This is a genomic window from Tenacibaculum sp. 190524A05c, assembly GCF_964036595.1.
GTDB classification, from domain to species: Bacteria; Bacteroidota; Bacteroidia; order Flavobacteriales; family Flavobacteriaceae; genus Polaribacter; species Polaribacter platacis.
Window position 1 is genome coordinate 1,542,512 of record NZ_OZ038523.1, and the last position, 25,378, is coordinate 1,567,889.

The following is a 25,378-nucleotide window of genomic DNA, read 5'->3' on the forward strand; positions in this document are numbered from 1 at the left end:
TCTGTTTAGTTCATATTACTATGAAATTGACAGGACAAAATGACTTTAACTATAATTTAAAAACAACTTCGAATAAACTAGTTCCAGAAAAAACTGCCGATAGTGTTATTAATCAAGCTCATTTGGATAATACAACTAAATTAAAAAAAGCTTTTGAACTATCAAGAATATATTACAAGCAAGGTAATTATGCTTTAGCTATCAAATATGCTAAAATCCAAAACAAATTATCTTTACAAAATAAGATCGTTTTATTTCCTAATCATTATCATAACTCATTTTACTTAATAGGTAAGTATTACATGAAATCAAGGAAATTGGACTCTGCGATTATCTATTATAAAAAAGCATTAGAGTTAAATTTTTATCCAAAAAAAGTAGCTCAATCTTTTTGTCAATTAGCGAACTGTTATAGAATGAAAGGTGAATTACACAAATCTCTTAAGTACTACGGCAAAGGAATTGATTCCCTAATTAAATATAATAGAAAGCGAAGTAGTATACAACATATCATAAACTTATCATCCACCTGCAATCAGATAAAATCGCTCGAAAGTGCGCAGTTAGGCTTATTCTATTTGAAAAAATGCGATAGTTTAATAGATACAGATGAATCTCTTATTCACTTGAGAGACCCAGTTAATCTATCTAAAGGTATTCTTTATACATTACCCTCAAACCGTAACTACAAAAAAGCTTCAAGTTTCTATAGAATAACGTTAAAAAATTACTTAAAATACGGCACAAAGAAACAAATTAGTCTAATCTATTTGAATTTAGGTGAATTGTATTTGAAAGAAAGAAAGGATAGTGCCATTTACTTTCTAAATAAAAGTCTTGAAGAAATCAAAAGCCTGAAAGGAAAGGATTTAATAAACATCAATTCGGAAATATATAGAAATATATCAAATTACAATATTCGCAATAATAAATTTAATGAAGCACTAAATAATATAAACAACTCCCTTAGAAGTAGTTTTGGAATTCATATAGTTAAGAATTTAGTCTTAAATAATTATCATTTTGAAAATGTAGTATCTAGAAAAAATGTGATTTTAGCTTATAAAGGAAAAGTTGAAATTCTAAATTTGTTGTACAATAAGACTAAAGATTCCAAATATTTAAAAGAGTCTATTGAAACGGTTAATACTTGTGATGCCTTTATTAATTATACAATTCAAAACAGTACAGAAATCAATACCAAGTTCTTGTGGAGAGATGATGTATCAGAAATATATAACTACGGTGTATTAGCAGCTTACAATTTGAATGATCATGAGTTATTAAATTCTATCATAGAGAAAAACAAAGCTTTTTTGTTGACTCAAAGTATTAAAGAGAATAATTCCGAGATTTCATTACCCTACGATGTAAAACAACAACTAAAAACATATAAAAGCTCTATATTTTATCTCGAAGAAAAATCTACTTCTCAAAAACAAAAAGACTCCTTATTTAATATTAAACTCGAATTTGAGCGATTTAAAGATTCAATAACTGTTCTATATCCAGAACACTTTTCAAAAAGGAATAATATTCAACCTTTAGCTCTTGAAAACATTAAAACCAATTTAGATTCAAAATCTGTTATACTATCTTATCATTTAGACAGAAACAACAATAATTTATTTGGATTATGTACTTCCAAAACCGGTAATTATTCTTTTAAAAAGGAAATAGATTCAACATTTTACAAATTAGTTGAAAATTATAAACTACTAATCTCAAAACCGCTTACTCAAAAATCTGAATTGCAAGAATTCTACACAACCTCAAATTCTTTGTATAGCTTTCTTTTCCCTACTAAAGAATCAAAACAATTCATTGAAAAGAAAAACATAATCGTTATTGCCAATGATATTTTACAAAACATTCCTTTTGAAGCTTTAAACACCAATACTTCTAATGTAAAATATTTAATAGAAGACCATAATATTAGTTATGCTTATTCAGCATCATTCTTAGAATTCAACAACGCTATTAATCGTGAAACTTCAAAAAATCTAGCTGCTTACGCTCCTATTACTTTTGCAAATCAAAAATCACTAGAAGCAACGAAATCGGAAGTCAACACAATCCAAAACCAAATTGACAGTGATCTTTTCACCTCAACTAATGCAACTAAAAACAATTTCTTAACCAATAGTGGAGATTATAAAATCTTACATTTGGCAACTCATGCCAGTTCTTCTAATAATCCTGCTATTTACTTTTCTAAAGACACATTAAAGTTGCATGAATTGTATACACATAAAACAAATGCTGATTTGGTTGTGTTAAGTGCCTGTGAAACGAATTTGGGAGAAATCAAAAAAGGAGAAGGTGTATTTAGTCTATCTAGAGGATTCTTCTATTCCGGAGCTAAATCTGTAATTTCTTCTTTATGGAATGTGAATGATGTTTCCACATCTAGTATAATGAAAGATTTTTATACTAATCTTGATCATCATCAATCAAAATCTGAAGCACTAAATAATGCCAAACGTAAATATTTAAAAGAACATTCTCTTTCTGAGAAATCGCCTTATTATTGGGCTTCTTTCGTTCTTATTGGAGATATTTCTCCTACCTATCCATCAACGTCTTATATTTTCTATTTACTAGGCTTTGTAGCCTTTGTTTCAATTTTTTTATTTTTTTTCAAAAAAAGAGGGTAACGTTTTACCAACTCGTGAACAGTAGTGTAAATAATCGATAATCAAAAGTTATTAATTGTTTGAATTGCTATACGTTCGAATACATGCTATGAAAAATGAACGTTTAAAATCAATAATGGTTTAATGTATTGACCTTGAAAAACCATTATCTATAATAAGGTCGGGGGAAAATTTATGAAAAAGTAAGGGTAGTAAGAGTTGGGAGGCTCTTATTCGGAGAAAAGCAGCAACTTCAGTTACTGCTTTTTCTTTTTAGTAAAACTCCTTTAATAATCATTACTAATTGAACCTAAGAATCATAAAGCTCAATTATAGACAACTCAAAACCCACGCCTTAACAACTCACTAGCAATAAGTTAAGGTTTATTAAAATATTTTCTATCCATAAATAAATTTGATTTCTAAAAAAAGACGTAAATTAGCAGGCTTCTTTTTTATCATTTTAAAGAAAATTTACTCAAATTAAAATTTTAAAAAGAAGAATAATATTGAAAATAAACGCTCGGATTTAAGAGCTAAAAAATAAAGATTATTATGACAAACGATGATAGAAAAATCCGTGAGAAACTCCAACAAAAAACTTGGAATGAAATAAAAACAAATGACTCTTGGGCTATTTTTAAAATTATGGCTGAGTTTGTTGACGGATATGAACGCTTGAGTAAAATTGGACCTTGTGTATCAATTTTTGGTTCTGCAAGAACAAAACCAGATCATAAATATTATAAACTAGCTGAAGAAGTTGCTTATCAACTTACTCAAAATGGATTTGGTGTAATTACTGGTGGTGGACCAGGAATTATGGAAGCTGGTAACAAAGGAGCAAACAGAGGAAAAGGAACTTCTGTTGGTTTAAATATTGAGCTTCCATTCGAACAACATGATAACCCATGGATTGATCCAGGAAAAAGTTTAGATTTCGATTATTTCTTTGTTCGTAAAGTAATGTTTGTAAAGTACTCTCAAGGATTTGTTGTTATGCCTGGAGGTTTTGGTACTTTAGATGAACTTTTTGAAGCAATCACTTTAATTCAAACTCATAAAATTGGTCGTTTCCCAATTGTACTTGTTGGTAAAAAATTCTGGGGCGGTTTATTAGACTGGATTAAAAACACATTATTAGAAGAAGGAAATATTAGCGAAGGAGATTTAAAATTATTCCGAGTTGTTGATACAGCTGAGGAAGCCGTTGAGCATTTTAATAAGTTCTATGCGAAATATCAATTAAAGCCAAACTTTTAGTTAAATAAAAAAATAAAGTTATCTTTCGACTCGTTGTTTAAAACAACGAGTTTTTTATTTTGAAGATATACAAAGTACTACATATTATCCTCCTAATTCTTCCTCTTTGCTTGGTATCTCAAGAACATAAGATTAAGATTAAGGCACAATTAGACACGTTACATCATACTTTAGATATTGAACAAAAAATTATCTATCACAACAAATCCAAAACAAATCTTCAAGATATTTATCTGCATAACTGGGCTAATAGTTTTAAAGGAAATGAAACTCCACTTGGAAAACGTTTAGTTGAAGATTATAAAAAAGATTTTTATTTCTCTGATGATAATGAAAGAGGATATTCTAAAATTCATTCTTTACAAAGTAAAAATCAAGATCTCGATGCTCAAGAAGTAAGAGGACAAGACGACGTAATTCAAATTCAACTTAACTCTCCTTTACAACCAAATGATAGTATTGAAATTGAAGCAAAGTATACGGTTAAAATTCCTAAAGCAAAATTCACAGGATACGGAAGAACTAAAAACGGTTATCATCTGCGATTTTGGTATTTAACTCCAGCTGTTTTTTACAAAGATTGGCAGTTGATGAGCAATCTGAATATGGATGACTTGTTCGAAGATGTTGCTAATTTCACCATGGAAGTAATTATTCCTGATAATTTTCACCTACAAAGTAACTTATACCAGTACAAAAACTCCAAAGGAAACCTAAGTGATTACTATTTAGTAGGAAACGAGCGTAAAGACATAATTTTAAACATTAGTAAAAATGCTAAACGTTTTAAAACTTTTCAAGCCAAAAACACCATAATTAAAACAGATATTTATAATAGTCGGATTGACAATAAAGCTTCCAATGATATTATAAAAAGACAAATAAAATTTATAGAAAACTATATCGGTAAAAACCCTCACACCGAAATTTTAGTAGACGCTAATACAGTAAATAAAAACTCCTTACGAGATTTATACGGTATTCCTGATTGGTTAAAACCTTATCCTGAAAACTTCAAATGGGAAACTAGATTCTTTAAAGCATTAACAAGTAAATATATTGATGATGTTTTATTGTTGAATAAAAGAAATGACTATTGGCTTACTGAAGGAATACAAACCTTTTTAATGATGGAATACATTAATAAGTATTATCCTGACGTAACTGTATTCGGTCGATTTTCTAATCTATGGGGATTCCGAAAATATAACTTAGCCAAACTCAAACAAAACGATAAGTATCCTTTTCTGTATCAATTTAGTGCTCGTCGATTTTTCGATCAGCCTTTAACAACTCGAGCAGATTCTTTATCAAACTTTAATCGAAAAGTAATTAGTCCATATAAAGCTGGATTAGGAATGCGTTACTTACAAGATTTTATCGGAGATAATAACTTGACTAACTCCTTTAAAGAATTCTATAGAAATCATAGATTAAAAGTAACTACCTCAAAAGAATTTGAGTCGATCATTTCGAAAAACACAGAGAAGGATTTAAAATGGTTTTTTAACGATTATATTAAAACCAGTAAAAAAATTGATTATAAGATTAAGAAAGTAGACTTCTTAAAATCAGAAGATTCTATTGCCGTAACTATCAAGAATAAGAGAAATATAACCGCACCAGTTTCTTTGTACACCGTTAAAGACAAGCAGATAAAATCTAAAATTTGGATCACCGATGTTGATAGTACTAAAACAGTAAAAATAAAAGCGAATGATTTTGATAAACTCGCTTTGAACTATGAACAAATTTATCCTGAATACAATTCTTTAAATAATTTCAAAAATATCAATAACTCATTAATAAGTAAACCGATTCAATTCCGTTTTCTTAAAGATATTGAAGATCCGTATTATAACCAGGTCTTTTTCAATCCGAATGTAAAGTACAACTTATATGATGGAGTTATCCTAGGAGTTAATTTTAATAACAGACCTGTAATCAAACATAACTTTGAATTTAGCGTAACACCAAACTACGCTTTTAAAAGTCAAAACTTAACAGGGTCTTTCTCTTTTGCTTATGATCAGTTTTTTGAAAAGACAAAGATTTATAAAATAAGATATGGTATAGCAGGAAGTAACTTCCACTATGCGCCAGAATTATCATACAATACAATTTATCCTTTTGTAAGTATTCAATTTAAAAGAAATACATTACGAGATGTAGGAACAAAATCAATACTATCAAGAATTGTATATGTAAATAGAGAAATTCAACCCTCGCAACAAGTTATAGAAAGTGATAGATATAGTGTTGTAAACTTTAGATACATCTATAGTCAACCGAATGTAATTAGAAGATTACAATATGCTGTTAACGCAGAACTTGGTAATAACTTCACAAAACTTTCTACAGATATTCGATACTTAAAGTTTTTTGATGAACAACGTAGCTTTAACCTAAGGTTTTTTGGAGGAGTTTTTCTAAGTAATAATTCTGTAGGCGATTATTTCAGTTTTGGATTAAACCGAAGTTCAGATTACTTATTCGAACAAAACTTATTTGGACGTTCAGAAAACCGTGGATTATTTAGTCAACAGTTTGTGATTTCTGATGGTGGATTTAAATCATTTTTCGATCAACCCACTTTTGCCAATCAATTAATGTTATCTGCAAATACAAGTGTTAGTATGTGGAGATGGGTTGAACTCTACAACGATGCTGCTATTTTAAAAAGCAAAAATCAAAATCCACGCTTCTTTTATGAAAACGGAGTTCGACTTAATTTTATCCCAAATATCTTAGAATTATACTTCCCAGTTTATACAAATGAAGGTTTTGAAGTAACTGATTCTGCGTATCCTACGAAAATTCGCTTTGTAATTACCTCAAGCTTAGACAGAATTTACAATTTTATCCGCAGAGGATTATTATAAAAAATTCAACAAAAACTCTAAAAAACCCATTTTTTTACGATTTTATCAAAAAAAACATCGATTTTTAAAATTCATTTAAAAAAACTATCTTTGTTGCAGACCAACAAAAAGTTTATTTATGAGCCAAAGTGTAGAAATTTCTAATTCACAAAAATTATCATTTGAAGACTTTAAAAATGAAGTATTAAATGATTACAAAATTGCCAGATTAAGTAGAGAATGTAGTTTGCTTGGAAGAAGAGAAGTTTTAACTGGTAAAGCTAAATTTGGAATTTTTGGTGATGGTAAAGAAGTTCCACAATTAGCAATGGCAAAAGCCTTTAAAAATGGTGACTTTAGATCAGGATATTATCGTGATCAAACTTTTATGATGGCCATTGGCGAATTAACTGCACAACAATTTTTTGCAGGATTATATGCACATACAGATATTGCACAAGAGCCAATGTCTGCAGGTAGACAAATGGGTGGTCATTTTGCTACACACTCTTTAGATGAAAATGGAAATTGGAAAAATTTAACTGCTCAAAAGAATTCTTCTTCTGATATTTCTCCAACAGCAGGACAAATGCCTAGATTATTAGGTTTAGCTCAGGCTTCTAAAATTTATAGAAATGTTGAAGAATTAAAGGATGCTACTAATTTTTCTAATAAAGGAAATGAAGTAGCATGGGGAACTATTGGAAATGCTAGTACAAGTGAAGGATTGTTTTTTGAAACAATTAATGCTGCCGGAGTATTACAAGTACCAATGGTAATGAGTGTTTGGGATGATGAGTATGGAATTTCTGTTCATGCAAGACATCAAACTACTAAAGAAAGTATTTCTGAAATTTTAAAAGGTTTCCAAAGAGAGAAAGGAACTAACGGTTACGAGATATTTGTTGTGAATGGTTGGGATTACGTACAGTTAATTGATACTTACAACAAAGCTGCAGAAATTGCAAGAGAACAACACGTACCTGTGTTAATACATGTTAAAGAATTAACTCAACCTCAAGGACACTCTACTTCAGGTTCTCATGAAAGATATAAATCAAAAGAACGTTTAGAGTGGGAAAAAGAGTTTGATTGTATTGCTCAAATGAGACAATGGATTCTTGAATTTGAGTTAACTGACGAACAAGGAGATGTTTTACGCTTTGTTGAAAACGAGGAAGAGTTAACAGCTTTAGATAAGTCAATCAAGAAAGAAGTTAGTACTGCGAAACGTAATGCTTGGAATAGTTTTATCAATGAAATTAAGTCTGAAGTAATTACTGCTACTACTCTATTAGATAAAGTTGCTGCTAAAAGTAGTAACGGAACATTTATCACAAAATATAAAAATGATCTTTCGGCTATTTCAGAGCCAATTAGAAAAGATATTTTAAGTGCTTGTAGAAAAGTTTTACGCTTAATTCGTGATGAGAATTTCGCCGAGAAAATCGAATTACAAAACTTTATCAAGGAAAGCATTAAAACTGCTTACGATAAGTATTCTTCTCACTTATTAAATGACGCAGATAACTCAGTTGTAAATTCTGAAGAAGTTAAACCAACATACGATAACGAGAAAAACATTGTAGATGCTAGAGTTATTATGCGTGATAACTTCGAAGCAATTCTTGAAAAGCATCCTGAAGTTTTAGTATTTGGTGAAGACGCTGGATATATTGGAGATGTGAACCAAGGATTAGAAGGTTTACAAGAAAAATTTGGTGAATTAAGAGTTTCAGATACAGGAATTAGAGAAGCTACAATTTTAGGTCAAGGAATTGGAATGGCAATGAGAGGATTACGTCCTATTGCTGAAATTCAATACTTAGATTATTTATTATATGCTTTACAAATAATGAGTGACGATTTAGCAACACTTCGTTACAGAACTTATGGTAAGCAAAAGGCTCCTTTAATTATTCGTACTCGTGGTCACCGTTTAGAAGGAATTTGGCATGCTGGTTCTCCAATGGGAGGAATTATAAATAATGTTCGTGGTATTCACGTTTTAGTACCAAGAAACATGACTAAAGCTGCTGGTTTCTATAACACTTTATTAGAAGGTGATGATCCTGCTTTAGTTGTTGAATGTTTAAATGGTTACCGTTTAAAAGAAGAATTACCGAATAACCTTGGTGAGTTTAAAACTCCAATTGGAGAGGTAGAAGTAATTAAAGAAGGAACAGATATTACAATTTTATCGTACGGATCAACTTTACGTTTGGTTGAGGAAGCCGCAAGAGATTTACAACAAGTAGGAATTAATGTTGAAATTGTTGATGCGCAAAGTTTACTTCCTTTTGATAAAAATCATGATACAGTAAAGTCTTTAGCTAAAACAAATAGATTATTAGTTGTTGATGAAGATGTACCTGGTGGAGCTTCAGCTTATTTACTTCAAGAAGTTCTTGAAAATCAAAATGGATATGTACATTTAGATAGTAAGCCACAAACTTTAAGTGCAAAAGCACACAGACCAGCTTATGGAACTGATGGAGATTATTTCTCTAAACCATCTGCAGAAGATATATTTGAGAAAGTGTATGAGATTATGCACGAAGCTAATCCAACTGAATTTAAGAGTTTATACTAAATTAGATAACTCATAAAAATAAAAAAAGCCAGTTTTTAAAACTGGCTTTTACTTTTTATAGAAATAAGCAATTCTTATTCTTCTACTTTTACATCCTGAACATCGATTTCTTTGTTCTTAGATTCATAATCTCGGATTTTATCTTTGATTAAATCCATGAAAGAAGCTCCAGCAAAATCTGTATTATCAACAATTTCTTGTAAAGCTTTAATTCTATCAGTCATAGTTTCTTTTGCAATTGCTTGACCTGCAAACTTTGCTACAGCAATATCAACTGACTTTTCAGAAATATTAGCAGCTTTTACCCATACCTCTTCGATATATTTTCCTTCTGCTCTTTTACCCTTTACTTGAGCCCAATCATCTTGAGTAGCAACTACTGCAATAATATCCATTGGACTGTATTTAGTATCAGTTTTAGTTAATAAATCAGGGCGCTTATATACATTAGCATCTTGTAACATTACTCCTACTTTACTGTTAACAGCTAAAAAAGTAGAACGCGACCATCCTTCTTTACCATCAATTAACTTGATTTTAAAATACTCTTTTTTAGAAACAGAATCCAATGTAGACTCGCCTGTGAAATAAACCTTCTCTCCTAAACTCATAGAAGTAACCCACTTCCCTTTTGCGTTTGGTGTTTCTCTAACAGATAATTTGTCTAAAACACAAATAGCATCTCCGCTTTTGTCTTCAGCTTCTGTAGTCGAAGTTTCCTCAGTTTTAACTTCAGTTGATTGTTCTTCAGTAGTTTTGTCTGATTTTCCACCTTCTGCTTTACAGCTTACAAACATTGTTGAAAGTGAAACGATAGCAATGATTATTTTTTTCATTTTAAATTGATTTTGATAACAAATATATAATTAAATAATTAAGTTAATTTTTAGCAAAATGTAAAGTTTTCCAGTTCTTTTGTTCTTATTGAGCCTTTACTAACTTATCACCAATTGCGCAATCTAAACATCTTTTGGCATCACAATACCTATTTTTTAATTGTAATAAAGATTGAGAAGTATAACTATTATCACACCTAACTCTAAGTTTCTCAAAATTACTGATTATCGAATTTCTCTCTGGTTTTAATGACTTCACTAAACTCAATAACTCTTCTTCTTTCAGAATTCCCTTACTTTTAAAATAAACGTATTTTAACGGAATAATTGTATTTATAATTACCAAGTCTATAAATGATTTTGACAACTTTTTAGAGGACTTCTTGGATTCTTTTTCAAAGGTGTAATGGGATTTCCAAAACAGGTGAACTTTAATATCAAAAAGGTCATAAAAAAAATCAACATTATCGCTTTTTAATACTTCAGCAAATAAATTCTGATGTTTACTGTATAAAGCTGATAACTGAGCAACTCTAATCGTAGGAAAATTACTGGGTCTCATTCTAAAGAATTGAAAATACTCTTTTTTTAGAGGTTTCAATTGATACTTATGCTTCAGATATTGATATTCATTTTTTAAATTCTTGTAAAAGAAAATATCTACATCATCTTTCAAAAATCCTCCCTGACCAAATAATAAAGCAGAAATTTCAACTTCTTTATGTCTAACCTTCCGTAAAACGGAAAAACTAAAAGATTGAGATAGTTTTAAAAATGCTTCGCTATTTACTTTAAGACCAAAATTCTTAGCTAACATTTGAAATAAAACAGCCTCATAATCATTATTGGTTCTACTCAATAATTCTAGTATAAACTTAGATTTTTGTTCTAATCGTTCAAAGAACAATCGTTCTATCCAATTTTCTAATGTAAAAGAATTTACTTTAGAAATTTGTTTTCCACAAGGAATCCAGTTTGAATTTTGGTAGACCAAAGATTGATAGTTCTTTAAAATATTTCCATCGACTTTATCATTCAATTCTAGCGTTGGAATAGGCTTATTATTTTTCATAAACACCTCTGCATCGTTTTCCCAAACTACATGCAATATAACAGCATCATAATTAGAATCCGTTTCATGTTGATGTACATACCAATCAGAAGATTTTACATGTATTTCAATATTACCATACCATAATTGATTATCAATTTGAATTTTAGCATTTAAGAAATCAGGTCCAGAATTTGTATTGTATACTCCACAGTTTATGATAGTAATTTTTTCATTTTCGGTGGAATATAATTTGGTTTGATGCAACAGTTTATACTGCCACACATAGTGCAGAAATTTTTCTTTCATAGCTTTTTTTTCTTCAATTTTTTCCAGGTCAATTTATAAAAAAAATGTTAAACCTAATCCTTATTAAAACTAGGTATAACTCATTATCAAATCATCTTAAGAGAGTTACCTATTGGGTAAGATTTTACATATCGTCGTATAAGTTTTTTCAATAGTTAACTTCTTTTAAAACCTGTATATATACTTAATTTTGTCTCAAATTAGATCAATGAATACAATTGAAAGTTTACAATGGCGATATGCTGTTAAAAAATTTGACGAAAATAAATCCTTAACTGAAGAGCAAATAACAACACTAAAAGAAGCTTTTAATTTAACTGCAACTTCTTACGGTTTGCAGCCAATTACATTAGTGGTTGTTCAGAATAAAGAAATTCAAAAGCAATTAGTTGAACATAGTTGGAATCAACAACAAGTATTGCAAGCCTCTCATGTTTTAGTATTATGTATCCCAGCAGAATATACTGAAAGAGAAGTAGAACATTATTTTAATCTTGTAAAAGAAATAAGAAACACTCCAGATGAAATTTTAAATCCGTTTAAAGAATTTCTTATGGGTAGTTTCAAACAAAAATCACAAGAAGAATTATACGCTTGGAATAAGAATCAAGCCTACATCGCATTAGGAAATTTAATGACGGTTTGTGCTTTAGAAAAAATAGATTCTTGTCCGATGGAAGGGTTTGTTCCTGAAAAATATGATGAAGTTTTAGATCTTGCTTCAAAAAATTTAAGATCTGTATTAGTAATGCCAGTAGGATATAGAGCTGAAGATGACTTTATGAAAGACTTGAAAAAAGTTCGTAAAGAGACAGATGAAACGGTATTACATATTAGCTAAGACTTAATTGGGGGATTATGTATATAAGGGCGTTGATAACTGAAATTATCTTCAGCCCTTTTTTTATTTTATATTAGTGGCAGAAAAAATTATTAGATGCAACCACTATATATTTTACTTCTTATTATTGGATACTTCAGTGTATTAGTTTTAATCTCTTATATCACAGGAAAATCCGCAAATAATCAAACCTTTTTTAAAGCCAATAATTCATCACCTTGGTACTTAGTTGCCTTCGGAATGATTGGTGCTTCTTTATCTGGAGTTACCTTTATTTCTGTTCCTGGATGGATAGAAGCTCAACAAATGAGCTATATGCAAATGGTTTTAGGATATATTGTTGGTTATGCTGTAATCGGGTTAGTATTACTTCCACTCTACTATAAATTAAACCTGACTTCTATTTACACCTACTTAGAAGATAGATTTGGAAAATCATCATATAAAACTGGAGCTTCTTTCTTTTTAATTTCAAGAATCATTGGAGCTGCTTTTAGATTATTTTTAGTTGCAAACGTTTTACAACTTATTCTTTTTGATGCCTACGGAATTCCTTTTTGGGTGACGGTTACGATAACTATTCTATTAATTTGGTTATACACTTTTAAAGGAGGAATAAAAACAATTGTTTGGACAGATACTTTGCAAACTTTATTCATGTTGATTGCTGTTGGAGTTTGTATTATAATGATAAAAGATGCCCTAGAAATTGATAGCTTGTTGGGTTATATCTCGGAAAACAAACTATCAAAAGTTTTCTTTTTTGAAGATGTAAATGCTGGAAACTACTTTTGGAAGCAATTTTTCTCTGGAGCTTTTATTGCAATTGTAATGACAGGTTTAGATCAGGATATGATGCAAAAAAACCTAACCTGTAGAAATTTAAAAGATGCTCAGAAAAACATGTTTTGGTTCACCATTGTTTTAGTGATTGTAAACTTTTTCTTCTTAGCCTTAGGGGTATTACTAACTGATTACGCTACTGCAAACGAAATCAATGCACATAAAGACAATTTATTTCCAACAATAGCTATGAGTGGTGAATTAGGATTAGCCACTTCTCTATTCTTTTTACTTGGATTAATAGCAGCAGCGTATTCTAGTGCTGATAGTGCTTTAACTTCATTAACAACTTCTTTTAGTATTGACATTTTGGAAATTGATAAAAAAGATAACGAAGAAGAGAAAGAACAAACAAGAAAGAAAATTCATATTCTATTTTCATTAATACTTATTGCGACTATTCTAATATTTAAATATTTTATTGCAGACGCTAGTGTAATCGCTAAGATATTTCAGTTTGCTGGTTATACTTACGGACCATTATTAGGATTATATGCTTTTGGCTTATTCACAAAACTTAATGTTAAAGATAAATTGGTTCCTATAATTTGTATCCTTGCTCCTATCCTTACATTTTTAATTAGTACTTATACAAAAAAGAGCTTAGGTTTTGATTTTGGATTTTTCGTACTAATTTTAAACGGAGCATTAACATTTTTAGGCTTATATTTAATCAAAAGAAAATAATAAATGACGAGTAAAAATCTTCGTTTTATTGGACTTAGTTTGCTTACAATAGTAACACTAGCAATTGTGTATTCAGGTCATTTTGATAATGGGTTTTACTTCGATGATAAGCATACCATCGTAAATAATAACTCCATAAAAACGATTGAGATTGTAGACTTCTTCACTGATTCAAAAACATTCAGTTCGTTACCAGGAAATCAAACGTATCGACCATTAACTACTTTGGAAAACGCAACGGATTATGTTATCGGAGGAGGATTAAATCCTAAAGTATTTCACTCTCATATTTTTACTATTTATATATTTCTTGGAATAGCAATTTACTTCCTAGCTTTACTTCTTTTAAGAAGAAATCAATCCTCAAATTACAACCAATATATCGCTTTACTCATAAGCGCTATGTTTTGTTTTTTATGTGCAAATACACAAACTGTAAATTATATTATTCAAAGAGCAGAAATTACAGCTGCTTTATTCGTTGTACTAGGCTTAATTTTTTATATCCATAATGGATTTTTACGAAAGACATATTTATATTTAATTTTTCCTTTCATTGGTTTCTTTGCCAAGGAAATGGCTTTTATTTTTCCTTTTTTACTTTTTGTTTATATACTCATACTAGAAGAAAAGGTTTATATATTCAATTTAAAATCATCAGAAAATATAAAAGGAATACTAAATACCATCAAAAAGACAGTTCCTGCTTTCGCTGTAATGTTCTTGTTTTATTTCTTGGTGTACAAACCTGCCGTTGCAAACAATTATGTTACTGCAAATAGTAGCGCATTTAACTACTTTATAACGCAACCTATGGCAATTGCGCATTATATGGTTTCGTATTTTTTTCCTTATAATCTATCTCTAGATTCTGACTGGACAGCATATGGATCTATAGCTGATTATAGAGTAATTCTTGGTTTTTTAATCCATTTTGTGATTTTATTTTTTACCCTAAAAGTTAGTAACAAAAAAAACTTGCGCTTATTCTCCTTTGGAATTCTTTGGTTTTACGTAGCACTAATTCCTAGTTCCTCTATCATTCCTTTGTCAGAGGTAATGAATAATCATAGAGCTTTTTTAGCTTACATAGGATTAACTATTGCAGTAGTTTCTATACTTTACAATCTTTACATAAAACTTCAAAACAACAGTTCAATAAAAAAAGTTAATCTTTTAGTTTATGCTTTTCTTTTTATTTTCTTCAGTGGAAATATTTATGGAATCATTGAACGAAATAAAGTTTGGGATAATGAATATTCATTATGGAAAGACAACGCCATTAAAAGTCCTAATAATGGTAGAGGATTAATGAATTTAGGAGTGATATTAATGAGAAATGGTAAGTTTGATGAAGCAGAAAAAAACTTTAAAAAAGCTATAAAAATAGTTCCAAACTATCACTACTTGCATGTTAATCTGGCTATAATAGAAAATCAAAAAGGAAATACAATTGAAGCAGAAAAGTATTTAAAACAGGCAGAAAATATAAAATCTGATTACATGACTTTATACTTTTATGCTGATTTTCTAAAAAAGAACAATAGACTGAAAGAAGCTGAGCAAAAATTATTGAATTCAATAAGACTTTCTGATACCTATCCGAAAAGTTTACATTTACTTTTAGATATTTATCAGGAAACGAAACAATACGAAAAACTTAAAAACCTCAGCGAGGCAATACTTCTAAAAGACCCTACTAACAAAAAGGCGTTAACATCTTTAGATAATGTAAAAGGCAAACTAAAAGAGATTAACAGCTTAAAAGCTAAAATTAAATCAGATCCAAGCTCTGAGGATTATTTAAACCTAAGTCTATTGTATTACAATTCTAAGAACTATAAAGAAGCTAAAAAAGCTAGTTTAGAAGCTCTCAAATTAAATCCTAATTATGCCGAAGCATATAATAATCTTGGAATTGCTAACTTTATGCTGAACGATTATAATGGAGCCCTTAATGCTTACACTAAAGCTATAGAATTAAAACCTGATTATACTTTAGCGAAAAATAACCTTTTGAATACTGAAAACTCAAAATCTAAAATGAGAGATTTTCATATTAATGAAAGTTTAGTTTTTTACAATAATGGTAATTATAAGGAATGTATTAACTCAGCTAAAAAATCAATTGAGATTGAACCAACTTCTGTAGCATACAATAATATATGCACAGCATATAATCAATTAGAAAAATATAAAGAAGCTCTGAAAGCTTGTGAAAAAGCACTTCTTCTGAATAAAAATAACAAAACTGCACAAGGGAATCTCAATTTCGCCAAGAATAAATTAAAGTAATAGAATGATTCAACGATTTTTAAAACTTTCACCAATTAAATTATTAGGATTCTTAATCATTTTAATAATTCTTGCTTATTCTAATCATTTTAATAATAGTTTTAACCTTGATGATAAACACACCATTTCCTTGAACGAAGCATTAGGTGATTTTGACATCAAAGCTTATTTTACAGATGCTGGTACTTTTAGCGCTTATCCTGCTCATAAGGTTTATAGACCAGTTACAACCTTAGAAAACGCTATAGATTATAATATAGCTGGAGGACTTTCTCCAATTCCTTTTCATATTCACATATTACTTGTTTTTATTGGCACTTGTATATTAATATATCTACTAACTAATACTATCCTAAAACATTACTTTAATTACTCAGAGTATCATGCCAAGGTATTTTCCTTTTGCGTTGTAGCATTTTTTGGATTAGCTAAAGCAAATTCCGAAACTGTAAATTATATTATTCAAAGAGCAGAAATAACCTCTGCTTTTTTTATTCTTTTAGGGTTACTAACCTACATTAAGGGAGGTATATGGAAATCAAAATATTTGTATTTAATTTTTCCCATAATGGGTTTTATGTCTAAAGAAATGGGTTTTGTATTTGCTCCCCTCCTTTTTATTTACATTATATTATTTGAAGAAAACATTGAAACGAAATCAATAGCTAAGAAAAGTGAGTTACTGAAAATATTCTCAGCAATTAAGAAAGTTTTACCGGCATTTATAATTACTGTGCTATACTACTTTTTTTATAAGTATATGAGTAATCTGTATCACGGTAGTGACAAAACTTATGAATATTTCATTACCCAACCTATGGTAATCTCTTATTATTTATATAGTTATTTTTTCCCTTTCGACTTGTCTACTATTCCAGACTGGAAATTATATCCAAGCATATTTAATTATAAAAGTATAATAGGTTTTCTTATAATATTCTTTTTCTTATTCATTATTGTAATTACATCTTTTAAGAAAAAAACAAAATTAATTGCATTTGGTCTATCTTGGTTTTTCATTAGTCTCTTACCATCTTCCTCTATAATTGCTTTTGCTGAAACCGCTAATTCTCATAGGGCTTTTATACCTTATATAGGATTAACTATTGCTTTTATCGCTAGCTTAAATGTATTAAGACAATATCTTTTACAGTTTTATGCAAAAGAAGTTATTACAAAAATTGGATTCACACTTTTTTCTATATTAATTCTAACTAATGCTTATGGAACTTATCAAAGGAATAAAGTTTGGCTTAGTTATGAATCTTTATGGCTGGAAATTTTTAAGGACAATCCTACAGAACAAACAGCTTCAAATAATGTTGCTAAAATTCACATGAAAAAAGGTGAATTTGCTAAGGCGAAAGAACTCCTGACAAAAGGTATAAAGTCAAATCCTTATTATTCTTCTTTTTATATAAACCTAGCTATTATTCTGAACATTGAAGGCAATATTGTTGAAGCAGAAAAGAATTTTATAAAGGCTACCACTTTAAAGCATAGTTTGTATGAAAACCCCGAAGCATATTATCAATATGGTAAATTTCTTTTCAAACACCATCGATTAAATGAAGCTATTAAAATTTTAGAAATCGCAATTCAAAAGTCGCCTCCTGGTTTTCCTATAAAAAACAGCGAAGAGTTATTAATGGAGGCTTATCACAAGACAGAAAGTTGGGATAAATTACAACAATCAGTATCAAAATCTAAAAACTCAAAATTGATAGATCGGTACACTTCTATTGTAAAGGACAAAAAAACGATATTCAAAATTGAATTAGAACAAATTAACAAACAACCTAGTAAAGAAAGCTATCTCCAATTAAGCATAAAAAACATTAAAATTAAAAAATACAAAGAAGCGATTACTGCCGCTAAAAAGGCGTTAGAATTAGATAACAACTACAGTGTTGCATACAATAACATGGGGTTTGCCTATTTTTCGTTGAATAACTTTGACTGGGCGATACAAGCTTACAATAGGGCTATCAAAATTAACCCAAACTATGTCTTAGCAAAAAACAATTTGAATATTGCTATTGCTTACAAAGACACTTTTGAAAATCCGTTCAACACACCCAAATCGTTATATCTAAATGAGGAGGATTATATTAAAATTGGTTTACTAAATTATAGCAAAGGACAATACCAATATTGTATTCAAAATAATGTAAAATCAATAGAAATCAAACCTACATCTATTGCTTACAATAATATTTGCACCTGTTATAATCAGTTAAAAGAATTTAAAAAAGCAGAAGAAGCTTGTAAAAAAGCTATTGATTTAAACCCTAATAATAACTTGGCTAAAAACAACTTAAAAGTAGCTATAGAAAACAAATAAAGAATGTCTAGTGAATTCAATAAAATAGCTAATTATCTCTTCAGTATTGATAATGTTCCTGTTGAATTAGGAATGCATTATGAAAAGGCAATACAAGAAAAGAACACACAACTTTCTGGTTATGAACAAAAGGCCTGGAATAGAATGTTAAAAAGTAAATTTTTTTTCGGTATTTACGATAGTGGTTTTAGCCTTTCACAACCCGATTCTAATGTTCGAAAAAAGATTTTTATTGCTTTAGCTATATTGGAAGCAAACGAACATTATCACAAGTACTTTATAAATGAAAAATCATTGTTAAGTGATTTTTTACAACTAACTTATAAAGTTCCATTAGCGCTTATTCAAGCATTATTAGGAATTATTTTAATCCGATTCAAACTATGATGAATACCTCTAAAATATTTGATTATATCGTAGTTGGATCTGGATGTACCGGAGTTCAATCTGCACAAACACTTTTAGAAAATGGTGCTCAAGTATTAATGTTGGATGTTGGAAATGAAGATGAATCTGGTATTAACTTTCCTAATAAAAATTTTCTAAATATTCGTAAGGAAAATACAAATCAAACGGAATTATTTTTAGGTAAAAATTATATCGGTATTCCTTGGGGTGAATTAAAACCTGGTTACCATCTTACTCCTTCTAGAAAATATGTTATTAGAGATACTGAAGAGCTAGCTCCTTATACATCGAACGAATTTGAAGTATTCGAAAGTTTTGCAAAAGGAGGATTAGGAACTGCTTGGGGAACTGGTTCTTATTTATTTACGAAAGAAGAATTAGAAAAATCGGGATTATCTCCAGATGAAATGGATTCAGCCTATAAAACAATGTTTGAAAGGATTGGAATCACCGAAGGGAATCATGCCAATAATTATCCTGAAGAAGTTCCACTTGAAACCGACAAGAGCATTCAAAAAATTCAAAAATCATATCATAAAAACCAGAAATATTTCAATACCAAAGAAATTCACTTAAAACGTACTCCTTTAGCTGTAATTAGTTCACCAAAAGAAAATAGAAAAGCGTATGAGTATAATGATATGGATTTTTGGCACGACAACAATAAATCAGCCTATAGACCTTGGATTACACTTAATGAGCTTAAAAACAATAAGAACTTTTCATATGTAAACAATGCATATGTCTATGGATATAAAGAGGTAGAAAATCAGATAGAAGTTACAATCATTCATACAAAAACTCAAGAAAAAGTAGTTTATTTCTGTAAAAAACTAATGTTAGGAGCTTCGGTATTTGGAACAACTAGAATCGTGCTTAGGTCAACAAATAATTATAACAAGAAACTAAGTTTATTATGTAACTCCTACTTCTATATTCCTTGTATTAATCTAAAAATGTTAGGTAAACTTAACTCAAAAAAGAAAATAGGTTTATCTCAACTCACCTTATATATCAAAAATAAAAAGCATTTAGAGATCGCTAATTTCTTTACTTATAGATCTCTTTTACTCTTTAAACTGGTGAAAGAATCTCCTTTGAATATTAAGGTCTCGCGTTTATTATTTAAGTTTTTGCATTCGAGTATTGTTATTGTTGGATTTCATATTTCCAAAACTCAAAATCATACAGATCAACTTATTCTAGAAAAAGATGACACAACAATTACGAATGATAAACTACGGTTCATTACCACTGAAAACAACGAAGAAAAGACTCAGGAAAAAGGACTGATAAAGCGTCTAAAAAAAATACTTTTTAAATTAAAATGTATTCCTTTAAAAGTAATTCAAACACCCAAAGGTTCTAGTATACATTATGCAGGAACATTACCTTTTTCGAATGATGAAAAACCACTAACAACGAATTTAAATGGTAAACTTTCTGGAAGCAATAATGTTTATATTATAGATGCTTCTTCCTTTACATTTTTACCAGCAAAGGGTGTTACCTTAACGGCAATGGCAAATGCGCATCGTGTTAGTTTAAAATCACTAGAAAATGACTAAAAAAATTATTATTACAGGAACTTCCGGATATGTTGGCAAAGCATTACTGGAACATTTTTCTAGTTTAGAAAATTACTTCATCTATGCGTTTCAAAGAAAAATACCAAAAGAGACAACTAAAAATGTTTCTTATGTAGAATATCACTTAGAACAAGAGTTAAACGATTCTGATTTTAAAGATATTGATATCCTAATTCATTGTGCATACAAACCTCTTTTATCAAATAATGAAGAGGATATCAATTTTAGCGGAACAAAAAAGTTAATTGAAAAGTGTAGAACTCATAATATTAAAATCATTTTTCTCTCAACGGTTTCAGCACAAGAACATATAACTTCAAGATATGCTGTTTCTAAAATGAGTATTGAAAAGTTATTAGATATACAAAAAGATGTAATACTGAAATTAGGATTGGTAATTGGTAATGGTGGATTATTTATGAAGATGTTTTCTTTCATCAAAAAAATACCATTTGTACCAATATTCGATAATGGTGTTCAAAAGTTACAATACATTAGTTTAATTGATGTATGTAAAATATGTTCTTTGATAATCGACGATTTTAAAGTGGGAAATTATGTTATTGTAAAAAAAGAAACACTTACCATGAAACTATTCTATAAGAAAATAGCCAATCATCTAGGTAAAAAACGTTTCTTTATAAGTATTTCAACTTCATTTTTGTTAAGATTATTAGGTTTCACACAGTCAATCGGATTAAAACTCCCTGTTTCTACAGAAAACTTAAAAGGATTAAAAAACATGACTTCATTACCTCAACATTTAATTACAGAAATTACTGATGCAGATTTGAGAGATTTTGATGAAAGTTTACTTACTTTTAAGAAATAATTCAATCATTACATGGAGTTATCAATTGTTATTCCAGCTTACAACGAAAGCGAAAGTATAGAACCAGTATTAAATTCAATCAAAGAGTTTATACAAAATAGACCTTACGAGGTTATTATTGTAAATGATGGTTCAAAAGATAATTCATTATCTATTTTACAAAAATTGAATAGTAGTAATTGGTTTACTATTGTGAATAACAAAGTAAACAAGGGTTATGGAGGAGCCATTAAAGAAGGAATTAAGAAAGCTAAAAGTGAATTTGTTGTAACCATTGATGCTGATGGTCAACACAACCTAGAAGATATTGACAAGCTATTTCATAAACTAAAAGAAGAAGATGCTGATATGATTGTTGGCGCAAGAGACGACAATGCTTCTAGTTTATATCGAAGAGTTGGAAAAAACCTAATACGTTTTATTGCTAAAAAACTAATGCCTATTCATATTAGAGATCTAAACTCGGGTATGAAAGTTTACAATACAAAATTGGCAAAGAAATACATGAGTCATTGTCCTAACTCAATGGCTTACAGTGATACGATTACGTTATTTTTTATACAAACTAGAAACCTTGTTATTGAAGAACCTATAAGTATCAATCAAAGAATAGCAGGAGAAAGTACCATAAATTACAAAACAGCAATTACTACAGTTATTGAAATAGTGAATCTAGTAATGCTATTTAATCCTTTGAAAATATTTTTCCGAATAGGTATTCCAACAATTTTGTTAGGTATTATTTGGGGACTTTTCCGTTGGTTTGTTGTACGAGACGGATTAAGTACTGGTGCTTTACTTGCAATTATTACAGGACTACTTTTATTATTTCTTGGTCTAATTGCTGAGTCTATCCGAAAATTAAGAATGTCATTATTAGAATCTGAAGAATAAACAACTACAATTTAATGAATCAAAAAGATATTATCGAAAAATTCAATCTTCAAAAACATCCTGAAGGTGGTTATTTCAAAGAAACTTATCGCAGTACTGGAAGTATTAAGAATGAGAATTTAGGTTCCATTTTCGAAGGTGATCGTAACTTTTCTACTGGAATTTATTTCTTATTAACTTCAGATAGTTTTTCGGCATTTCATAAAATTAATCAAGATGAAATGTGGCATTTCTACGCTGGAACAACATTAAAACTACATATGATTTCACCTGATGGAGATTATTCTTATGTTTTAATTGGAAATGATATTATTAACAATGAAGTTCCTCAATTTGTAGTTCCTGCTCAATATTGGTTTGCCGCAGAAGTTGTTAAAGAAAGCTCTTTTTCTTTTACGGGATGTACTGTTGCTCCTGGATTTGATTTTAAAGACTTTGTGTTACCCGAAAGAAAAACCTTGATTGAAATTTTCCCTCAGCATGCTGAAATTATAACTCGACTTACGCATTCCTAGTCTCACGGTTTTATTACTCTATTTATTTTATCTAATTGTTTAGGTTGGTATATTTTTTGATTCATAAATGATATCAAATTATAATACTAAATAACCTAAACTACTATGATTAAGAAATTCATTTACATTACTTTTTTACTTTTTTGTGCTAATGTTTTAACTGCACAAAAGATAAAATTACTCAATGGTAACGTGTATTTAAATAACGAAGTAATTATGAAATATGAAAGACGAAATTTTAATTCAGAATTAAAACTATTCTCTCTAGATACCAATGAAGAGATTGCTGATTTTGTTGAATATAGCAGTAGAATTCATATTAATGGAGGATTTAAAAAACTTTATTTCACTAAACAAAACTTCAAAATTGAATCTACTCGATTAAAATCTCGCGGATGGAAATACACTATTAAAGTTCTTCTTGAAGAAAATGTCATTAGTTCTAAAGGAAAAATAGTTCCTAAAAACTTTAAGAGATTCTCTGATAAATACCACGAAAATTTAAACGAAATGATTGATGTTATACAAACTCCAAATTGTAATTAAAATATTCAATCATATTTAACGCAACCTTTTAAACCAGTTTTCATCTTTTTAGTATAAAATCAATTAAAAATGAAAATTCGTATTTATTCAACTATCGGTCTTATTTCAATTTTATTAGCAACTTTAATGATGAGCTGTTCTAATGAAGATGAGATTTTTAATAACTCAAAATTAGAAGGATATTGGAAAGTGGTCTATTATATTGAAAACGGAAATAAAATTACTACAGAGGATCATCCAACTTGGCCAGAGTTTAATAATGGTGAAATTACTCTAAACTTCATGCATTCTGATGTGGAAAATAATAGAGGGAGTATTTCAGGAAAGACAGTTACGAATAGTATAAATGGAACTTACACCATAAAGGAAAACAATAAGATAAGTTTCTCAGTGTTTACAACACTAATAAATGAACCTGAATGGACGAAATTGTTTAAAATAAATCAAGTTGAAAATTACGCAATGGGAAATCATCAATTACTATTGAATTATGATAATACTTCTATCGTTTTAGAAAGGATAAGTTTTGTAAATAAAAAATCCTAAGTTTAAAACTTAGGATTTTTATTTATCTATAGAACCCAATACACGCCCCATAAACTTATTAAGAGCTTCTTTCTTTGGTGTTCCTTCTTTCACCATTTTATCAACTTCAAGAGCTCCGTACATATTGGAAATCAATTCTCCAATAACATCGAGTTCTTCATCCTTTAATGATGGAACTTCAGTTAAAGCTTCTAAAGTTTCAATGGTCTCAATAATATAATCTTGATCATTCTCCTCTATAAAAGATGTCAAGTGTTTTATAACAGGTAATTTCATAGTTAAATTACTTCGCTTACTAATTCTTTTAAAACATCAAACTTATTTGTTTGAACTTGGTTTACAAATTTACCATCAACAAAAGTTGCGAAAGTTGGTAAATTATCTACCGTTGCTAATTGTCTGCTTTCTGGAAACTTCTCAGCATCCGCAAGAATGAAAGAAACGTTCTCATTTTCTGTAGCTAACTTTTTGAATTTAGGCTTCATAATTCTACAGTTTCCACACCATGTTGCAGAATATTGTACAACTACTTTCTTGTTTTCAGCTACGATATTCTCTAAATTATCTTGATTTAATTCTTGTACCATAATTAAAATTGATTGTTAAAAAGAAAAAGCACAGAAAACTGTGCTTTCCCTATTTGTATCTATAAATTAGTTTACAGCTAAGTACTCAGCAGTTGCTTTAGCATTAGGTTGCATTGCAGCTTTACCTTCTTCCCAGTTTGCTGGACATACTTCACCTTTTTCTTGTACGTGAGTATAAGCATCGATTAAACGTAAGTATTCATTCACGTTACGTCCGATTGGCATGTGGTTTACTCCTTCGTGTACAACTGTACCTTCTTCGTCAATAATATATGTAGCTCTGTACGTTACGTTATCTCCTTCTACTTGAACAGTTCCAGTAGCCTCATCGTAAGTCTCGTTAGAAATATCTAAAATTCCTAAAATAGAAGATAAGTTTCTGTTGCTATCAGCTAATAATGGATAAGTAACTCCTTCGATTCCTCCATTATCTTTAGATTGGTTTAACCAAGCAAAGTGTACTTCTGGAGTATCACATGAAGCTCCGATTACGATAGTGTTTCTTTTTTCGAACTCTGGTAATGCAGCTTGAAAAGCATGTAATTCCGTAGGACATACGAAAGTAAAATCTTTTGGATACCAAAATAATACTACTTTCTTCTTGTTATTTACTGCTTCTTCTAAAACATTTAACTTAAACGTATCTCCCATTTCGTTCATTGCGTCTACGTTTAAATTTGGAAATTTCTTACCAACTAATGTTGCCATTCTTTAATTTTTTAAATTGAGTTAATATTTACATTGTTCTTCAAAAACAGCTGCAAAAGTATAGTCTTAGAATTATATTTCAAGACAAATTCTACATGAAATACTTATCTCATCATAAGAAAATTCAATACCATCGAATCCGCATTTATTGTATCTTTATAAGAGACTATAAAACAACCAAATAAACCACTTGA

General features: G+C 29.4%; 20 protein-coding genes. 15 read left to right on the forward strand and 5 right to left on the reverse strand.

Annotation, left to right across the window (positions count from 1 at the left end):
- The first annotated feature begins 20 nt into the window (after nt 1-20).
- The 4 genes from ABNT61_RS06555 (at nt 21) to ABNT61_RS06570 (ending at nt 9,353) form a co-directional block, all read left to right on the forward strand.
- On the forward strand, nt 21-2,657 hold the full coding sequence (locus tag ABNT61_RS06555) for a CHAT domain-containing tetratricopeptide repeat protein (RefSeq protein ID WP_348745302.1): 2,637 nt from the start codon (nt 21-23) through the stop codon (nt 2,655-2,657).
- Between the two features lie 534 nt (nt 2,658-3,191).
- Nucleotides 3,192-3,899, forward strand: coding sequence for a TIGR00730 family Rossman fold protein (locus ABNT61_RS06560; RefSeq protein WP_348713105.1), 708 nt, complete (start codon nt 3,192-3,194; stop codon nt 3,897-3,899).
- 110 nt (nt 3,900-4,009) lie between these two features.
- Complete coding sequence (locus ABNT61_RS06565) at nt 4,010-6,781, forward strand: aminopeptidase (RefSeq protein WP_348745303.1); 2,772 nt, start codon at nt 4,010-4,012, stop codon at nt 6,779-6,781.
- A gap of 118 nt (nt 6,782-6,899) precedes the next feature.
- Nucleotides 6,900-9,353, forward strand: a complete 2,454-nt coding sequence (locus ABNT61_RS06570) for a thiamine pyrophosphate-dependent enzyme (protein WP_348745304.1) — start codon at nt 6,900-6,902, stop codon at nt 9,351-9,353.
- A gap of 74 nt (nt 9,354-9,427) precedes the next feature.
- On the opposite strand, the gene ABNT61_RS06575 is transcribed toward ABNT61_RS06570, so the two are convergent.
- Both ABNT61_RS06575 and ABNT61_RS06580 read right to left on the reverse strand, forming a co-directional pair.
- A complete protein-coding gene (locus tag ABNT61_RS06575; RefSeq protein ID WP_348745305.1) occupies nt 9,428-10,189 on the reverse strand; it encodes an SH3 domain-containing protein in 762 nt (253 codons plus the stop codon).
- An 85-nt stretch (nt 10,190-10,274) separates the two neighbouring features.
- Complete coding sequence (locus ABNT61_RS06580; protein ID WP_348745306.1) at nt 10,275-11,549, reverse strand: DUF2851 family protein; 1,275 nt, start codon at nt 11,547-11,549, stop codon at nt 10,275-10,277.
- 208 nt (nt 11,550-11,757) lie between these two features.
- On the opposite strand from ABNT61_RS06580, the gene ABNT61_RS06585 reads away from it, so the two are divergent.
- The 11 genes from ABNT61_RS06585 (at nt 11,758) to ABNT61_RS06635 (ending at nt 23,889) form a co-directional block, all read left to right on the forward strand.
- Nucleotides 11,758-12,390 (forward strand): NAD(P)H-dependent oxidoreductase, encoded by a 633-nt coding sequence (locus ABNT61_RS06585; protein WP_348724277.1) that lies wholly within the window; start codon nt 11,758-11,760, stop codon nt 12,388-12,390.
- A gap of 96 nt (nt 12,391-12,486) precedes the next feature.
- Nucleotides 12,487-13,920, forward strand: a complete 1,434-nt coding sequence (locus tag ABNT61_RS06590) for a sodium:solute symporter (RefSeq protein ID WP_348745307.1) — start codon at nt 12,487-12,489, stop codon at nt 13,918-13,920.
- 3 nt (nt 13,921-13,923) lie between these two features.
- The gene (locus ABNT61_RS06595; protein WP_348745308.1) at nt 13,924-16,215 is read left to right on the forward strand and encodes a tetratricopeptide repeat protein; all 2,292 of its coding nucleotides are present in this window, start codon (nt 13,924-13,926) and stop codon (nt 16,213-16,215) included.
- Nucleotides 16,216-16,219: 4 nt separating this feature from the next.
- Nucleotides 16,220-18,559, forward strand: coding sequence for a tetratricopeptide repeat protein (locus ABNT61_RS06600; RefSeq protein ID WP_348745309.1), 2,340 nt, complete (start codon nt 16,220-16,222; stop codon nt 18,557-18,559).
- A gap of 3 nt (nt 18,560-18,562) precedes the next feature.
- Complete coding sequence (locus ABNT61_RS06605; RefSeq protein WP_348745310.1) at nt 18,563-18,946, forward strand: hypothetical protein; 384 nt, start codon at nt 18,563-18,565, stop codon at nt 18,944-18,946.
- Complete coding sequence (locus ABNT61_RS06610) at nt 18,943-20,535, forward strand: GMC oxidoreductase (RefSeq protein ID WP_348745311.1); 1,593 nt, start codon at nt 18,943-18,945, stop codon at nt 20,533-20,535. The genes ABNT61_RS06605 and ABNT61_RS06610 overlap by 4 nt, the downstream gene beginning before the upstream one ends.
- Nucleotides 20,528-21,388, forward strand: a complete 861-nt coding sequence (locus ABNT61_RS06615; protein ID WP_348745312.1) for an NAD(P)-dependent oxidoreductase — start codon at nt 20,528-20,530, stop codon at nt 21,386-21,388. Before ABNT61_RS06610 ends, ABNT61_RS06615 begins: the two co-directional genes overlap by 8 nt.
- A gap of 12 nt (nt 21,389-21,400) precedes the next feature.
- Complete coding sequence (locus ABNT61_RS06620) at nt 21,401-22,282, forward strand: glycosyltransferase family 2 protein (protein WP_348745313.1); 882 nt, start codon at nt 21,401-21,403, stop codon at nt 22,280-22,282.
- A 14-nt stretch (nt 22,283-22,296) separates the two neighbouring features.
- Entirely contained in the window at nt 22,297-22,797 is a 501-nt protein-coding gene (locus tag ABNT61_RS06625) for a cupin domain-containing protein (protein WP_348713093.1), read from the forward strand.
- Between the two features lie 105 nt (nt 22,798-22,902).
- The gene (locus tag ABNT61_RS06630) at nt 22,903-23,343 is read left to right on the forward strand and encodes a hypothetical protein (RefSeq protein ID WP_348745314.1); all 441 of its coding nucleotides are present in this window, start codon (nt 22,903-22,905) and stop codon (nt 23,341-23,343) included.
- A 69-nt stretch (nt 23,344-23,412) separates the two neighbouring features.
- Complete coding sequence (locus ABNT61_RS06635; protein WP_348745315.1) at nt 23,413-23,889, forward strand: hypothetical protein; 477 nt, start codon at nt 23,413-23,415, stop codon at nt 23,887-23,889.
- A gap of 18 nt (nt 23,890-23,907) precedes the next feature.
- On the opposite strand, the gene ABNT61_RS06640 is transcribed toward ABNT61_RS06635, so the two are convergent.
- The 3 genes from ABNT61_RS06640 to ABNT61_RS06650 all read right to left on the reverse strand — a co-directional run bounded on the left by ABNT61_RS06640 (nt 23,908) and on the right by ABNT61_RS06650 (nt 25,184).
- Nucleotides 23,908-24,165 carry a DUF6952 family protein gene (locus ABNT61_RS06640; protein ID WP_348745316.1) on the reverse strand — a complete coding sequence of 86 codons (258 nt, stop codon included), beginning with the start codon at nt 24,163-24,165 and terminating at the stop codon, nt 23,908-23,910.
- A gap of 2 nt (nt 24,166-24,167) precedes the next feature.
- On the reverse strand, nt 24,168-24,476 hold the full coding sequence (locus tag ABNT61_RS06645) for a thioredoxin family protein (protein WP_348713089.1): 309 nt from the start codon (nt 24,474-24,476) through the stop codon (nt 24,168-24,170).
- A gap of 66 nt (nt 24,477-24,542) precedes the next feature.
- The gene (locus ABNT61_RS06650; protein WP_132795762.1) at nt 24,543-25,184 is read right to left on the reverse strand and encodes a peroxiredoxin; all 642 of its coding nucleotides are present in this window, start codon (nt 25,182-25,184) and stop codon (nt 24,543-24,545) included.
- Nucleotides 25,185-25,378: the final 194 nt, after the last annotated feature.